The following is a 12,939-nucleotide window of genomic DNA, read 5'->3' as shown; positions in this document are numbered from 1 at the left end:
CCTTAGCGGATGGGATCGTGAACGGTGACGAGCTTGGTGCCGTCCGGGAAGGTGGCCTCGACCTGGACGTCGTGGATCATTTCCGGCACGCCCTCCATCACGTCATCGCGGTCAAGCAGGGTGGTTCCGTAACTCATGAGCTCCGCCACGGTCCGGCCGTCCCGGGCGCCCTCCATCAGTTCGTAGCTGATGACGGCCACGGCCTCGGGGAAGTTCAGCTTCAGCCCGCGGGCCTGGCGGCGGCGGGCGAGGTCCGCCGCGACCACGATCATGAGCTTTTCCTGCTCACGGGGCAAGAGGTGCATGACGAATCCCTTCAAGAACCGGCCGGCTGGCGGACCGCGGATGCCACGGTGTGACCAGCGTAGGCCGCGGAGATTTCCTGCAGGTTTCCGGGACCCGTCAGCATCTCAGGAGCCGACCGCTGACCGCCCTATCCGGTGATCCGCCAGCGGGCCTGGAATTCGGGGTGGTCCGCGTACGGCAGGGCCAGGGTGTGCAGGGACAGCGTGGTCCATTCAATGACGTCCGGCACCCATCCGGCGTCGGCGGGTTCCTCGCTGACCAAAGTGGCCAGCACGGACTGGCGGGCGGATTCAATGATGCCAATGAGCTGGCGTTTGGCCTCGCACTCGCGGAGCAGGCGGCGTTCATACCACTCGCCGGAGACGGCGAGCGTGGGGTCGCCGAGCAGTTTCAGGGCGGCGGCTTCGTCTTCTGTAATGCGTGCGGTCAGGAACTCGACGATGTCCACTCACCGAGCCTATGCGCGCCGGTGCCCGCACGGCTACGGCCCGGCGTTTGCCCTTTTTCCTCAGTCCGGCACAAGCCGCGCTTGTTAGGGTGGGTGGATGAAACGACGTCTCGCCGCCCTTGCCGCTGCCGCCCTCTTGATCGGACTTACCGGCTGTGGGCAAGTGCAGGACGCTACCGAAAAGGCCGTGAACGACGGGGCGTCACAGGCTGCGACGGCGGCCGGCAATGAAGTGAAGAAGCAGGCCTGCGCCATCGTGCAGAACGGCCTGGTCAGCGCCAAGGACAAGGAGCTGCTGGGCGGTCTTGTCACCAGTGCGGAAGCCGCGGGTGCACCCGCTGAGATCACCACCCCGCTGCGCCAGATCGCCGACTCCGGCGACCAGGTTCCGGCCGAATCGGTTAAGGCTCTTCAGGACGCCTGCGCCAAGTAGCGCACGCCGGGAGCGGGCTGCGCCTTAGCGCTTCCCTTTTTTCCGGGAACCCTTGCCGCGGCCCTTGTCCGGGTTGGGCGCGTATCGCTGCGCCACCTTGGGCTTCTTGGCCGCTCCGGTGCCGCGCCGGTCCGGTTTGGGTTCGCGTTTGGGTTTCTCCTGCTGCGCCGAGGGCTGGCGGGAGCTCGCCGCGGTGCGTCCGCGGACAATCCCGATGAATTCCTCGATCACCTCGTCCGTCGAATCGCTCGGCCAGGCCAGGGCGATCTCCGTGCCGGGCGCACCCGTGAGCTTCCGCGCAACGGTGTCCTTGACGTTGAAATGCCGGGCCACGGACATCGGCAGGATCACCAGCCCTGCACCGGATGCCACCACCTGCAGGGCCGTCTCCGGGCCGCCGAGTTCCTGTACGTCGAGGAAGGCCTCCGCAGACAGGTCCGTCAGGCTCACTTCCTCAAACAAAGAAATCTCGTGCCCCTTGGGCGCCACCACCACGGGCTGTTCCTCGTAGAGCGGGATGACGCTGAGGCCCTCGCGTTCCACCGGCAGCCGGACAAAGCTCAGGTCCGCGGAACCGTCGCGGAGCACGGCGAGCTGCCCGCCGTCGTCGGACATAAAGGAGTGCAGCGGCACATCCGGCATCCGCTCCTCCCAGCGCCGGATCCATTTTCCGGGTGTCACACCGGCGACGTACGCGAAGCGCAGCTCGCGCCCAACGGCAACGGCTGGGTCGACGGCGGTTTCGTCGGGGGTCTGGGGTGCTTCTTCTGCTGCGGACACATGTTCACAGTACCTCCCGGAACGGCGCGGGGGTCCGCCCCGACGGCTGCACCGAGCTGGTTTGGTGCTGTTTTGGTACTGGTCTGGCGCTGTTTTGGTACTGGTCTGGCGCTGTTTTGGTACTGGTCTGGCGCCCTGCGGGCGGCCCGCCGGATACCCTTGAACTATGACCTCTGCAAACTCCCAGTCCATGAAGCCGGCCACCGTTGCCAAGAAGCTTGGCATCTACCTGCCGGCGACACCCCAGGAGTTCCAGGATTCGGTCATCACCCGCGCCGATTTCGCCGAACTCCAGGCCAACCCGCCGGAGTGGCTCGCGGAACTGCGCCGCAACGGTCCGCACCCGCGTCCCGTGGTGGCGCAGAAGCTCAACATCTCCATCAGCGGCCTGTCCCGCGGTGGTGTTGAGGAAGCGCTGACGACGGCGGAAATCACCGCGCTGCTCCAGGCTCCCCCGGCATGGCTGGTCGCCGAGCGCGCCACCCACGCCGCCGTCCGCGCCGAGGCCCAGCGCGTCAAGGACGAGGCCGCCAAGAAGGACGCCAAGAAAGCCCGCGCCAAGGCCGAATAGCGGCACGCGCCGCCTTCCGGACCCTATTTACGGCCAAGTTATTTACGGCCAAGTTGCTGGGCCACTATATGGAGGAGTATGCCTCCTTCGTGGCGCGCGTTCTGGCCGCACCCCCCGGGCCACATCGGCGACGAGCACCCCGACAAGGACAAACTGCGCCACTAGGCCACGCCCAGGGTGCGGTTGGCCCGGCAGCTAGTCCTGGTGCAGCTGCACGAAGTTACCGCAGCCGTCGTCCATCACCACACTGGTCCCGCCAGGCCCGTCGGACGGCTCCGCCTGGAACATCACTCCCTTGGCCGCCAGCCGGTCGTATTCGGCGCGCACATCCGGCACGCCAAAGACGATCGCTGGAATCCCGGCGTCGTGCAGGGCGTTCATGTAGGAAGCGCCGATCGGGTTGTCACTGGGTTCCAGCAGCAGTCCGGCGCCCCCGGCACCATCCGGATCCTTGACGATGAAGAGGTTGTGCTCCGGCATGGCCATCAGCGTTTCGAAGCCCAGCGTGCCTGTGTAGAACTCATGGGCCGAGGCTGGATCCTTGACGTGGATACTGCACATTTTCAGTCGCATGGCCCCTAGGCTACGCCGGGAGGAACCGTGACGGAACCGCGGCACAGCCCTCGCAGCCGGCCTTGGCTCCCATTGTGGCGGCCGACATCAGCTCGGCCGGCGGGGCATTGACGGCCCCGCCGCCAGGGATTCCAATGGAACTAGCGGAACAGCGCCCGCCCGGGACCGTTCCGGGGAGGTGTGTGCAATGACGCTTTCACTATCCGGTGCCCTCGCGGCCTGGCAGTTCCTCGCCCTCGCCATCCTGGTTGCCGGAGCGGCTTTCGCCTCGGTCTACTTCGCCCGCAAGCACCTGGCCATTAAGGACGGACTCTCAGAAGGCGCCGACGGCGCGTTTTGGGACGTTTTCGCCGGACTCGCCGTCGTTGTTCCTGCCATCATCCTTGCCTCCTCCGCCTGGCCCTGGGCCGGCCTGGCCCTCGGGATGCTGGCCGCAGGGGCGGGCGGGGCGGCACTGGCGGCGGCTCCCCGGCTGCTGGCCAGGCAGGATGCCCGCCGTGCCGGCCGTGAGACCCAGCTCAAGAACGAGGCGGCGGCCGCACGGCACCGCCGTGCCCTCGCCCGGTGGCAGCAGTACGAACTGGATCCGGGGTTTTCGATTGACTATCCCGCGATGAGCGACCCCCGGCAGCCGGAAACGGCGGCGCTGATCCGGGCGATCAAGGCCGCCGAGCGCCTCGGCGGCACCGCGGATCGTGCCTCTACCGATGCCGCCTACGCCCCGGCTGTGGAACGGCTGGAAGATGCCCTGGCTGCCGCCGAACGAGCGGCCGGCGTCAGCCACACCGGGCTGCCTGGTCCGGACCACGCGCACAGCTAATTCGCGGAATTGCTGATCCCAGCAGTTTCCGGCAACCTCGGAAAGGTTCCATCATGACTGACATCACGATTATCGGCAGCGGCAACATGGCACGGGCGATCGGCATCCGGGCTGTCGCTGCCGGCCGTTCCGTCCAGGTTCTGGACCGGACGCCGGAAAATGCCGCCAGGCTCGCTGCTGAACTGGGCGGCAACACCAGCCCCGGCGGCCTGAGCGAGGTTCCCGAGGGCGACATCGTCGTCCTCGCGCTGTACTACGGCCCGGCCAAGGAAGTTGCCACGCACTTCGGCGATACCCTCAGCGGCAAGACCGTGGTGGAGATCAGCAATCCGATCGACACCGAGACCTTCGATTCACTGGTTGTCGCCCCGGGGACGTCGGCGGCCGAGGAAATCGCCGCGCTGCTGCCGGGCGCACAGGTAGTGAAGGCCTTCAACACCACCTTCGCCGGCCCGCTCGGCTCCGTGACCGACGGCGGGCCGCCAATGGATGTGTTCATTGCCTCGGACTCCGAAGAAGCCCGCAACGAGGTCGCGGCCTTCGCCGAAGCCGCCGGACTCCGTCCGCTCCAAGTGGGCGGGCTACGCCACGCCCGCGAGCTGGAGGGCTTCCAACTGCTGGTGATGGGGCTGCAGGCCAACCCCGCGTATCCAACCTTCAACTGGGGCACCGGCTTGAAAATCATCGACTAGCGGAAACTGAGCCGGTGCACCTCAATGGTGGTGGACTTGGACCGACTCGTTCCCGGAGCCACCCGGGTTGCCGGACCAGCTTGGGCCGGTTCCGGCGAGACCCAAGACGCCAATGGCGATCGCCGCCACAACCGGGAGCGATCGGATGTGGGCTGACACTGCTTGTCGTGCGGGGAGCCGGCCCTTGTCACGGAGTAGGGCAACTGCAGCGAGCAGGGTGCCCAGTTCCAGGACGCAGCAGGCGATGTCCGCCAGACCGGTCGATTCGGGGACACCGGCGTTTGGTCCGAAAGGCAGTCCGACGGTCCGGGAGCACAACCACAGCGCCAGCGGAACAATCGAAACTGCCGTGACGGCCACGAGCACGGCGCGGTGCCGCCGTCCGAGCGATAAGAGGCCCGCGGCAATCTGGGCTGCGGCGAGAACGGCGAAGAAGACACCGGCGCCGGCCCACTCGCTGAGATGCTCCGGTACGACTGCAGCGTGGATGGCCGCGCTGCCGAGCAGCGTCGCAGCCAGAAACAACCATCGATGGTCAATCCCGCTTCCGCGGGCAGTTGGCTGCCGGGTGCTGCTGACGTTCAATCGGCCGCCCCGAATCGCAACAACCCAGCCGACCAGGACGAGGTTCGTGACCAGGAGTATCCCGCTGCCATAGCCCACAGCGCGCACCTGGAGCCCCAGCGACGCCTGCTCTTGCAGCGCCAGGCAGTCCCCCTCCGCGCAGGTATGGCTCATCGAGCCGATCAGCTGCAGTTGGGAAGACTGCAGCTGATAGTCGTAGGCCGCGCTGACCGTGATGAGTGCCACGCCGACGGCGGTTCCGGCCGCAACAATCAGCAGCGCAGTCAGGATCGTGCCCGACCTGCGCAGCACCGGCCCGAATAGATGGAGTGCCAGCGCCAGGGCCCCAAGCACCGCGAAGACGAAAACCGGCAGAACCAGGGTGGACTCACGAAGCCAGCCCGCGAACGGCTCCTCCGTGCGTTCAATGGCCCCAACGGCACCGCGCAGCGACATCATCCAAAATCCGTCAGCGTAGGCCATCACAACAGACAGGGATACAACCGTCAGCCACGGAACAGTTGGCTGGCCCGGGACCGAACCGCTGCGGTCCATGTTGGCGTCGGCGAGCCGCTTGTCCTCGATCAAATCCCGCTGCCTCGCATGTCCGCTGTCGGAGCCGGGGCCCGTCTGGTGTGACAGGCCCCAACCCCAGGATTTCGTTTGGGGGCGGGAGGCCGTCATGGTGTGATCTCCCAACCGAACATCATGGCGTGGTCCTCGTGCGCAAGGTTGTGGCAGTGCGCCACATACGGCCCCACGAAATCCCTGAATCCCCGGTAAAGGATCACCGAATCGTTCGGGTCGAGCGCCGCCAGGTCTTCTTTCGAGACGTCGTCGGGATGCCCGGCATCTGCTGCAACAGTCACGTCCTTGCCGTTACGCATGACGGTGCGGTGCTCCTCCATGTGCAGGTGGAAGGGGTGCACCCAGCCGCCGCCGCCGTTGCGGACCTCCCAGAGGTTGAAGCTGTTCTTCCTCTGCGCGGCCAGCGGCGTCGCGCCTGCCTTGTTTTTCAGACTCCTCGCCACCGTCGTCGGGTCGAAGGGTTTGCCGTTGATGAGCCACTCGGTCTCACCGCCCAGAGCGCCCCGCTTCACCTCGAAGATCAGGCGGTTGTCCAACAAGTTCCGCCAGTTGCTCGGCAGTGGCGGAAGCGGACGCAAAGGAGTCAGAGCAGCCGGGATCACGCTGTCGTCCGGCGCGCTATCCCCGATCACGAACTTCAACAGGGGCACCTTGTAGGCCGGATCGGGTAAGAAGCGGGACGAGTTGGACCACATCCGCCCGTTGGGCATCTTCATGACATTGGTGAGGTAGATGACGTCGCCTTTAGTGGTGGGCGTGCCGTCCTGGTACCTGGTGAAATCGACGATGACCTCGCGCCGCTTGGCCGGCCACAGTTCGAACGAATCCCGCTTGATCGGGAACGGGAGGAGCCCACCGTCGGAGGCGACCTGGGTGAACTGCATGGACTGCTGGCCGTCGGGGATGCGGTACTGGCCCTCGAGTTCGTCATCGACGAAGCCGAGCGACGCCGACGACTTGGGACCCTGCGTCGAGCTCATCAGCTTGAAGTCGTAGATCCTCGAGACCGAGGCGTCCAGGAACCGGAAGCGGTACTTGCGCCGCTTCACCTCCAGGACCGGGAAGGCCGTCCCGTTGACCGTGCAGATGTCGCCAACAAAACCGTGGTTGGGGAAGTGCTTGTAGAACGTCTTGCCCCACCACTCGGGGTGCTTGGCCGGGTTCTTGGCGGCCGGGAACTCGCCCTGCACGTCGTGGATGTCCTTGTGAACGGTGTCGCCGTCGTCAAGGCGGAAGTCCGAGAAGGCCAGCGGGATGTCGTACTTGACGTCGAAGGAACCGTCCGAGTTGTTGGTGCGGACGCCGGGCAGCCGGAGGCCCCGCCGCTCGTCCCCCATGTCCAGGCCGTTCTTCGGGTCGTAGATGGGATACAGGCCGACCAGGCCCTTGTAGACGTTTGAGCCGGTGTGATCCATCGTGTGGTCGTGGAACCAGAAGAAGCTCTGCTTCTCCCGGTCGTCTCCACCGGCCGGCCAGTTCAGGTACAGGTTGTCGACAAACATCTGCGGCCTGAAGCCCGGGTGCTTCGGCCCGGACACCATCGAGTAGTGCGGGTTGCCGTCGCTCTCGGGCGCGGTGTGACCGTTGTGCAGGTGGGTCAGGAAGGACCAGTCCGGGGAGCCAAAATCCTGGCGATCAAGGTTGAGCGGGTTCTCGTCCAGATGGTTCTCGAAGCGGACGAGCGCGGGCTTGCCGTACTCGGCGTTGATCATCGGGCCGGGGAAGGCGCCGTTAAAGCCGTAGATCGTGCTGGGCGGCAGTGTCCGCTTCGTGCCAGCCGGGTACTTCTTGCCGGATGAGTCGAACGACTCCGTAGGCTGTCCCTCCGAGTCGATCGGCAACACCTGCGACGTGGTGAAGGAGTGGGTCCGAAGCTGCACGTCGATCTTGTAGACGATCGGATCCGGATAGCCGATCTGGCTGGGCCAGATCTGATGCCGCTCGTTACCCAGCGAATTCTGCTGACCAGGTCCGGGCCCCGGCGGCTTCGGCCAGGCGCTGTACACCGACTTCGGTATCGGGCGGAGCGACTTCGGGATGGGCAGCTGGTCACTGAACGGCGAGAGGATCAGCGGGCTCGTCGGGAACTTCTCAATGTAGAACAACGCGTCACCTAGCGCTGCCGACGTCGCGGCGAACGCGCCGTCCGCTGTGAGCAGGCCCCTTTGTGCAAGAAACGGCACCCCCAGGCCCTGCGCGGCAACCAGCGCGGCACCGGCTCCTCCGGCCGCCCCCAACCTCAATAGGGTTCTACGGGACACCCCGCCTTCTTCTGCAGATTGCCCAGCCATCAGTCCGCGCCCCCTTCGTGTGGGGCCGAAGGGCCGTCCTGCGGCCCGAGGCCACCATCCCCTGCACGTCGATCCCTAAATTGAAGAGTGATCACGAGGAAACTCCCTACCCTGTGGGCTCAGCTTCGCTAGGCCCTCCGCCGCTGACGCCATTACTATGCGTGGAAGACCTTTGGAAACACTGGGCTTTTCGGGGCAGGACCCATCCCGTCATCGGGGCATATTGGGAGTGGCTGATTGCGGTGCTGGACGAATACTCGCCAGCAGCGGCCCGCCGGTTCCGCGGGCCTAGAGCTCGACCGTTCCGCTTTCGCCGACGCTCATCCGGCTGTTGGTGACTTTGGACTTGATCCACTGCAGCACTGTGGCCGCCGTGCCGCCCGGGCTGGTCCAGTACTCGGCGGAGTCCGAGTCGACGTGGAGCAGGACCACCTCGGGGGTGTCCGGTCCGTCCGGGAACCAGGCATCCACTACCTGGTTCCACATGTCATGGATCAGCTGCCGGTCGGTCACCACTTCGGCAGTCCCGGCCACCGAGACCCACTCGGTGTGCTTGCCGAAAGACACGTTCACCGCCGGGTTGGCACGGAGGTGGGCCACCTGCGAGGTGTTCGCCGAGGTGAAGAACCACATGTCGCCGTCGTCCTTGACCTCTTGGACGGCCAGCGGCCGGCTGACGAGCGCGCCGGCTTCGTTGATGGTGGTGAACATTCCGATGTGCGAATCGTTGATGATGTCCGTGACTTTGCTGATGCTTCCGGCATCCGACATGCTCTCACCTCGTCCTGGTTCCAACGGAGGAAGGTCCCCCTCCGAACAGCCTATTGGTAAGTGTGCTTACTTTCCAATGGCTGCCGGACGGAGACCCTCCTGAAACCGGCCGCGGGCTCAGTGCCCCCGGGACAGGACCTTGCCCCTAAAGAACTCGGGGCGGAGCTTGGCCATCACCAGCATGAGCACCACGCCCAGCAGGATGACACCCATGCCCAGGATGAAGACCAGGCCCACGCCACCGATTGACGAGCCGGAACCGTACGCGGGGTCCATGGAGTCATAGGCCGTCTTGACGAACATGACCAGCAGGATGACGCCACCCAGAAGGGGAGCCAGGAACTTGAAGAAGAACGCCTTCGCCCCGCTGAACGCCTCGGCGCGGAAGAACCAGACACAGGCCAGCGCGGTGATGCCGTAGTAGAAGCAGATCATCATGCCCAGCGCCGTGATGGTGTCCCACAGAGCATTCTCCGACGTCGTGCGGGTGATGACATAGAACGCCGCGGCAGCCACAGCCGAGGCAATCGTGGCATAGCTCGGCGACTTGTATGTGGGGCTGATGTTGCCGAATTTTTGCGGCAGGGCCTTGTAATGGCCCATGGACAGCAGGGTGCGCGCCGGCGAGACGAATGTGGACTGCAGCGATGCGGCGGAGCTGCTCAGGATGGCCAGCGACATCAGGATGGCGAACGGCCCCATCACCGGCCCCGCGAGGACCGCGAAGATGCTGCCCTGATTCTCCGGGTTGCCGGCACCGAGGCCTGTGTCGCCGACGCCGGCGAAGGACAACGTGGCCAGGGCAACGGTCATGTAGATGATCACAATGACAATCACGGTGAGGGTGGCCGCACGGCCCGGGGTCTTCTCCGGGTTCTTGGTCTCCTCATTCATGGTCAGCGTGACGTCCCAGCCCCAGTAGATGAAGATGGACAGCGAAACGCCAGCGGCAAAAGCGGAGAAGGATCCCACCGCGAACGGATTGAACCAGTCCGGGGCGATGGCAGTGGCGTCAAAGGCCGTCCCGTTGGCGACGTGGCTGAACGCTGCCACGGAGAACCAGCCAAGGACCAGCAGCTGGAATCCCACGAGAACGTACTGGACAGTCTTGGTGGTTTCCATGCCGCGGTAGGAGATCCAGCAGGCGAGGGCAATGAACACCAGCGTGGTGGCGATGTTTAGCGGCAGGTTCGTAGTGAGGTCAGCGAGGTCCGGGTTACCCGTCAGCTGCGCCAGCATCAGGTAGAAGAAATCCACCGCTACGGCCGCCAGGTTCGAGAGCACGATGATGGTCGCAGCAATCAGCCCCCACCCGCCCATCCAGCCAATCCACGGTCCAAACGCCCGCGAGGCCCACGTGAAGGACGTGCCGGCGTCGGGCATGGCGTTGTTCAACTCGCGGTAGCCGAGCGCCACCAACAGCATGGGGATAAAGCCCACCAGGAAGATCGCGGGCAGGTGCAGGCCGACCTCGGCCACGGTGGGGCCCAGTGCCGCCGTAAGGGTATACGCCGGGGCGATACAGGAAATACCGATGACGACGGCGCCAATCAGGCCCACCGATCCGGCCTTCAGGCCCTTCTCACTGAGCCCGTGCTGGTCGTGCTTCTGGCCGGGATGCGAGGCCTGGGACATCGCGTGTTCGGTGCTCATTTTTCTGCCTCTCGGGGAACGTCATTGGATGCTGACTGGTTGAGGTGCTTAAGTTCATAGTCACTGGGGACCACGATCATCGGCACCGGCAGGGCGCGCAGAATGCGGTTGGCCGTGCTGCCGAGGAAGATGGACCGGCCCTTGGCAAGCCGACTAGACCCAATTAACAGGACCTCGCCGTCCTCCCAGTCCAGGCGGTCCACTGCTTCCTCGATGCTGCGGCCCTGCGCGACGACCACGTCGGTCTTGGCTGCCTCCCGGGCCTGCTGCTCGCCGTCAGGCAGGGCCGCGGCAAGGTGCGTCTCCGCGTACTCCCGGGCCGCATCCGCTGCGCCGGCCGCATCGGCGGCATCGCCGCCGTGGAGCGCCAAAAGCGAGACCACGCGCAGCGGCACGACCCTGTTCGATGCCATGCCAAGGGCGAAATCGAGCAGTTTCTCGGCACCCGCCCGGGTTCCGAACCCACAGCTGATCCGGGTCAAGGCATCCTGGCGGTGATAGCCGTGCGGCGCCAGGGCCACCGGAACAGTCGACGCGTGGAGCAGAGCGCTGGCCACCGACCCGATCGTGAACCGCTTGAAGATCCCGCTTCTGGTTGCCCCAATGATCAGCATGTCCGCGCCCAGTTCCTCGGCCGCCTCGATCAGCGCGTGCGCGTCCGAATCGTGGCTGCGGATGTGCGCCTGCGCCGGGACACTCGAGGGAACCAGTGCCAGCGCCTGGTCGAGCCACTCCTGGGCCTGCTCATTGAGCAGATTTTCGAAGCCAGCCTTGGGTGCGAGGGCGTGCCCTGACTGCTGCACTTCAGGTACCACGAGCACGAGGTCCAGGCTCGCTCCACGCCCGAGCGCCAGGGAGACGGCCAGATTGACCGCATCATGGCCCCTGTCATCGGCTGAATACCCTACTACGTAACGCATCTGGTCCCTCTCCTCACTGAACTGAACCGTTGGGGTTATCTGCTGGTCGACTTGCCTACCGGGAGACGGAAGCGCGGTCCGCGGCTGCGACGATCCGGGCGGCCGTGATCTGCCCCATCCGGACGGCGCCGTCGACATGCTGGTAGCCCTCGGCCGCAAGGTCGGAGCAAGACCAGTAGATGGGGCCGACCGGCTTGCGCTGGTCCTTCCCGTACCGGTGGAGGCCGCCGAGGTCATAGCTGGCGGCGTAAGCTCCGCGGGTCCATTCCTCAGAGCCCCAGTCGGACTCGTAGTAGACCTCGGGATCCAGGGCTTTTTCGCCGAGGAAGGACGCAATCGATTCGAGGATGGCGCGGCGCCGGTCCTCGGCGCTGAGCTCGAACATCGCGTCGGCCTTCTCGTCGGAGACGAAGCCCACCAGCGTGCCGCGGGGGTCCTCGTGGTTCGTGTTGTCGTAAACCTCCTGCACAATCGCACCGGCGCCGAAGGCCGTCCCGGAGAGGCCATCCTCGCGCCAGAACGGCGAGCTGTAGACGGCGTGAATCTTGATCACCAGACCAAGGGACTGGTGCTGGTGCATCTGGTGCTGGCGGCGGGGAAGCGGCGGGTTGAAGGACACCCGGGAGTAGAGGTTCGGCGGCACGGCCATGATGACGAAGCGGGCGGTCACGGTGGCCCGTTCGGAGACTGCCGTGACGCGGTGTCCCCCGCTCGAGTCCTCGGTCCAGTTAATGGTCCGGACAGGGCTGTCGAGGACCACATCCCCGCCCAGTTCAGCGGCCTGGAGCAGCGACACCTGCTGCATCCCGCCGATAACCCGCTTGTCCAGGATGAAGTCCTCATCCGTGAGATTGCTAAAGGAGCCGGCTGAGGCAGCCATCAGGACGGCCTGCAGGGCGGAGAAGGCATGGGCGGGCTTGGTCAGCATGCCACCCGCGATGAACAGGCCGATGTTGTTGCACGCCTCCTCATCCGTTGAGTTCTGCCGCAGCCAGTGGTGGAAGGAAATGGTGTCCAGCTCGCGGGCCTTGGGGTGTGCCCACGGCTCCTCGGCACCGATCTCCTCGGCGAGGGAATCGAGTAGGACCGTGAGTTTGTCCATTTCGGCGGCTGTGGCCTCGCCGACGGGGAAGGTGTCACCGGTGTACAAGGTGCGTTTGCCGTTTGCGCCGATGTAGACGGATTCGCCGTCGCGGTAGCGGGAATAGGTCTGCAATCCGAGCTCATCCAGAAGCCCCAGGAGTGCCGTCTGGTCCGGCGAGACCCACTGGCCGCCGATTTCGAGCATGGCCCCGTCAATCGTGTCGGTCCAGGTCCGGCCGCCCACGCGGTCCCGTGCCTCGAGCACAGCCACAGTCAATCCGGCCTTCTTCAGCTCGCGGGCTGCGGTCAGTCCCGAAGGCCCGGCCCCTACGATAACGACGTCGCGGTCAAGTTCCAGCATGATGTCCTCTCCGTGGCCGCTTGAGTGATGCGGACCACTAAATGAATGCCGTTCATTTAGATGATAGACCTTCGTTGCGGTTCAG

Annotated in this window: 14 protein-coding genes; 4 read left to right on the top strand and 10 right to left on the bottom strand. The window is 65.4% G+C overall.

Annotation, left to right across the window (positions count from 1 at the left end):
• Positions 1-2: 2 nt before the first annotated feature.
• Positions 3-305 (bottom strand): urease subunit gamma, encoded by a 303-nt coding sequence (locus tag AC1DKQ_RS06025; RefSeq protein ID WP_476883118.1) that lies wholly within the window; start codon positions 303-305, stop codon positions 3-5.
• A 128-nt stretch (positions 306-433) separates the two neighbouring features.
• Positions 434-754, bottom strand: a complete 321-nt coding sequence (locus tag AC1DKQ_RS06020; protein WP_277524979.1) for a DUF6221 family protein — start codon at positions 752-754, stop codon at positions 434-436.
• A gap of 97 nt (positions 755-851) precedes the next feature.
• On the opposite strand from AC1DKQ_RS06020, the gene AC1DKQ_RS06015 reads away from it, so the two are divergent.
• Entirely contained in the window at positions 852-1,187 is a 336-nt protein-coding gene (locus AC1DKQ_RS06015) for a hypothetical protein (RefSeq protein WP_476883115.1), read from the top strand.
• A 24-nt stretch (positions 1,188-1,211) separates the two neighbouring features.
• On the opposite strand, the gene AC1DKQ_RS06010 is transcribed toward AC1DKQ_RS06015, so the two are convergent.
• Positions 1,212-1,967 carry a LysR family substrate-binding domain-containing protein gene (locus tag AC1DKQ_RS06010; protein WP_476883114.1) on the bottom strand — a complete coding sequence of 252 codons (756 nt, stop codon included), beginning with the start codon at positions 1,965-1,967 and terminating at the stop codon, positions 1,212-1,214.
• Positions 1,968-2,133: 166 nt separating this feature from the next.
• On the opposite strand from AC1DKQ_RS06010, the gene AC1DKQ_RS06005 reads away from it, so the two are divergent.
• Complete coding sequence (locus tag AC1DKQ_RS06005) at positions 2,134-2,538, top strand: DUF5997 family protein (protein ID WP_476883113.1); 405 nt, start codon at positions 2,134-2,136, stop codon at positions 2,536-2,538.
• 195 nt (positions 2,539-2,733) lie between these two features.
• Here AC1DKQ_RS06005 and AC1DKQ_RS06000 read toward each other — a convergent pair whose 3' ends face one another.
• A complete protein-coding gene (locus AC1DKQ_RS06000) occupies positions 2,734-3,111 on the bottom strand; it encodes a VOC family protein (RefSeq protein WP_476883112.1) in 378 nt (125 codons plus the stop codon).
• Between the two features lie 187 nt (positions 3,112-3,298).
• Between AC1DKQ_RS06000 and AC1DKQ_RS05995 the strand changes: the two genes are divergently transcribed.
• Positions 3,299-3,931, top strand: a complete 633-nt coding sequence (locus tag AC1DKQ_RS05995; protein ID WP_476883111.1) for a hypothetical protein — start codon at positions 3,299-3,301, stop codon at positions 3,929-3,931.
• A gap of 53 nt (positions 3,932-3,984) precedes the next feature.
• Positions 3,985-4,623 (top strand): NADPH-dependent F420 reductase, encoded by a 639-nt coding sequence (locus AC1DKQ_RS05990; protein ID WP_476883110.1) that lies wholly within the window; start codon positions 3,985-3,987, stop codon positions 4,621-4,623.
• Between the two features lie 21 nt (positions 4,624-4,644).
• On the opposite strand, the gene AC1DKQ_RS05985 is transcribed toward AC1DKQ_RS05990, so the two are convergent.
• The 6 genes from AC1DKQ_RS05985 to AC1DKQ_RS05960 all read right to left on the bottom strand — a co-directional run bounded on the left by AC1DKQ_RS05985 (position 4,645) and on the right by AC1DKQ_RS05960 (position 12,854).
• Positions 4,645-5,775, bottom strand: coding sequence for a hypothetical protein (locus AC1DKQ_RS05985; RefSeq protein WP_476883109.1), 1,131 nt, complete (start codon positions 5,773-5,775; stop codon positions 4,645-4,647).
• Positions 5,776-5,867: 92 nt separating this feature from the next.
• Positions 5,868-8,036, bottom strand: coding sequence for a multicopper oxidase family protein (locus tag AC1DKQ_RS05980; RefSeq protein ID WP_476883108.1), 2,169 nt, complete (start codon positions 8,034-8,036; stop codon positions 5,868-5,870).
• Between the two features lie 318 nt (positions 8,037-8,354).
• The gene (locus tag AC1DKQ_RS05975; protein WP_476883107.1) at positions 8,355-8,837 is read right to left on the bottom strand and encodes a pyridoxamine 5'-phosphate oxidase family protein; all 483 of its coding nucleotides are present in this window, start codon (positions 8,835-8,837) and stop codon (positions 8,355-8,357) included.
• A 117-nt stretch (positions 8,838-8,954) separates the two neighbouring features.
• Positions 8,955-10,472, bottom strand: coding sequence for an APC family permease (locus AC1DKQ_RS05970; RefSeq protein ID WP_476883238.1), 1,518 nt, complete (start codon positions 10,470-10,472; stop codon positions 8,955-8,957).
• Between the two features lie 14 nt (positions 10,473-10,486).
• A complete protein-coding gene (locus AC1DKQ_RS05965) occupies positions 10,487-11,410 on the bottom strand; it encodes a universal stress protein (protein WP_476883106.1) in 924 nt (307 codons plus the stop codon).
• A 55-nt stretch (positions 11,411-11,465) separates the two neighbouring features.
• Positions 11,466-12,854, bottom strand: coding sequence for a flavin monoamine oxidase family protein (locus AC1DKQ_RS05960; protein WP_476883105.1), 1,389 nt, complete (start codon positions 12,852-12,854; stop codon positions 11,466-11,468).
• Between the last annotated feature and the right edge of the window lie 85 nt (positions 12,855-12,939).

This window comes from Arthrobacter sp. 05L421 (genome assembly GCF_056397785.1).
This window is presented reverse-complemented; position numbering and strand designations above follow the sequence as displayed.

Coding starts and splice junctions, on each gene's coding strand:
- AC1DKQ_RS06025 (WP_476883118.1), bottom strand. CDS start 305: ATGCACCTCTTGCCCCGTGAGCAGGAAAAGCTCATGATCGTGGTCGCG.
- AC1DKQ_RS06015 (WP_476883115.1), top strand. CDS start 852: ATGAAACGACGTCTCGCCGCCCTTGCCGCTGCCGCCCTCTTGATCGGA.
- AC1DKQ_RS06005 (WP_476883113.1), top strand. CDS start 2,134: ATGACCTCTGCAAACTCCCAGTCCATGAAGCCGGCCACCGTTGCCAAG.
- AC1DKQ_RS06000 (WP_476883112.1), bottom strand. CDS start 3,111: ATGCGACTGAAAATGTGCAGTATCCACGTCAAGGATCCAGCCTCGGCC.
- AC1DKQ_RS05995 (WP_476883111.1), top strand. CDS start 3,299: ATGACGCTTTCACTATCCGGTGCCCTCGCGGCCTGGCAGTTCCTCGCC.
- AC1DKQ_RS05990 (WP_476883110.1), top strand. CDS start 3,985: ATGACTGACATCACGATTATCGGCAGCGGCAACATGGCACGGGCGATC.
- AC1DKQ_RS05975 (WP_476883107.1), bottom strand. CDS start 8,837: ATGTCGGATGCCGGAAGCATCAGCAAAGTCACGGACATCATCAACGAT.
- AC1DKQ_RS05970 (WP_476883238.1), bottom strand. CDS start 10,472: ATGTCCCAGGCCTCGCATCCCGGCCAGAAGCACGACCAGCACGGGCTC.
- AC1DKQ_RS05965 (WP_476883106.1), bottom strand. CDS start 11,410: ATGCGTTACGTAGTAGGGTATTCAGCCGATGACAGGGGCCATGATGCG.
- AC1DKQ_RS05960 (WP_476883105.1), bottom strand. CDS start 12,854: ATGCTGGAACTTGACCGCGACGTCGTTATCGTAGGGGCCGGGCCTTCG.